General features: G+C 61.2%; 1 protein-coding gene. It reads right to left on the bottom strand.

Features of this window, described 5'->3' with window-relative positions:
• Positions 1–69: 69 nt before the first annotated feature.
• The gene (locus tag FHX16_RS31390) at positions 70–1,269 is read right to left on the bottom strand and encodes an IS256 family transposase (protein ID WP_259132245.1); all 1,200 of its coding nucleotides are present in this window, start codon (positions 1,267–1,269) and stop codon (positions 70–72) included.
• Positions 1,270–1,339: the final 70 nt, after the last annotated feature.

Below are 1,339 nucleotides of genomic sequence, written 5' to 3'. Positions count from 1 at the left end.
GATCGTGCCCACTGCAGTGGTGTAACTGGACGGCTCTGGTCCCATGCTCTCCGGCGTGAGCCGGACTGATCAACGTGCCACTGCCGGCAAGCTGATCATAGGATCATCGCTCATCTGGCCGATAGTTTCTAGGGTCATATAGCGTGCCCGCTGCACGGCCCATTCGTCATTCTGTTCGAGCAGCAACGCGCCGACGAGTCTGACGATAGCCTCATCGTTGGGGAAGATGCCGACGACCTCTGTGCGTCGCTTGATTTCGCCGTTGAGCCTCTCAAGGGAATTGATCGAATGGAGCTTGACGCGATGCTCTTTGGGAAAGCTCATATAGGCGAGGACGTCGTGTTCGGCCTCATCCATGATGGCGGCGAGCTTTGGTACCTTCGGACGGATCTGGTCAGCGACGGCGCGCCACTGCAGGCTTGCAGCCTCTGCCGTCTCCTGGGCGAAGGCGGTCGCGATGAATGCCGACACCACGCGGCGGCCACTCTTTCCGGCATGTGCCAGCACGTTACGGGCAAAATGAACCCTGCAGCGCTGCCAGGTCGCGCTGAGAACCTTCGAGGTTGCCGCCTTGATCCCTTCGTGTGCATCGGAGACGACGAGCCTGACGCCGCGCAGGCCGCGCCGGGTCAGTTTGCGTAGGAACTCCGTCCAGATTGGCTCCGCTTCGGAGGTGCCGACCTCCATGCCCAGAACCTCGCGCCGACCATCGGTGTTGACACCGACGGCGACGATGACGGCAACGGAAACGATCCGGCCGCCACGGCGCACCTTGAGGTAAGTGGCGTCGACCCAGAGGTATGGCCAGTCGCCTTCGATCGGTCGGTCCAGGAAGGCCTTCACTTTGCCGTCGATCTCCTCACACAGTCGACTGACCTGACTCTTGGAGACACCGCTCATGCCCATTGCCTTAACCAGGTCGTCGACCGAGCGGGTCGAGATGCCCTGGATGTAAGCCTCCTGAATGACGGCTGTCAGCGCCTTCTCGGCCATGCGCCGTGGCTCCAGGAACGACGGGTAGTAGGTGCCCTTCCTGAGCTTGGGGATACGCAACTCGACGGTGCCGGCCCGTGTCTCCCAGTCCCGGTCGCGATAGCCGTTGCGCTGAGCCATGCGCAACGGGTTCTTCTCGCCATACGCGGCACCGGTGGAGGCCCCAACCTCCATCTCCATTAGGCGTTCAGCGGCAAAACCGATCATCTCACGCAAAATATCGGCGTCGGGGGTCTTCTCTACGAGCGTGCGCAGGTTCATCATGACATCGGTCATCGGTGGTTCCTTCCAATCAGGTTGGTGTGAGCAACCCGACTTTACCGGAGAACTTCGATGACCGCCGCTT

Source organism: Rhizobium sp. BK661, from assembly GCF_024808825.1.
GTDB lineage: Bacteria > Pseudomonadota > Alphaproteobacteria > Rhizobiales > Rhizobiaceae > Rhizobium.
The sequence above is the reverse complement of the archived record's forward strand: the minus strand, read 5'-3'. Positions and strand labels throughout refer to the sequence as shown.

What these genes read in the sequence shown, in the direction of transcription:
- FHX16_RS31390 (WP_259132245.1), bottom strand. Translation starts at nt 1,269, where the DNA reads ATGACCGATGTCATGATGAACCTGCGCACGCTCGTAGAGAAGACCCCC.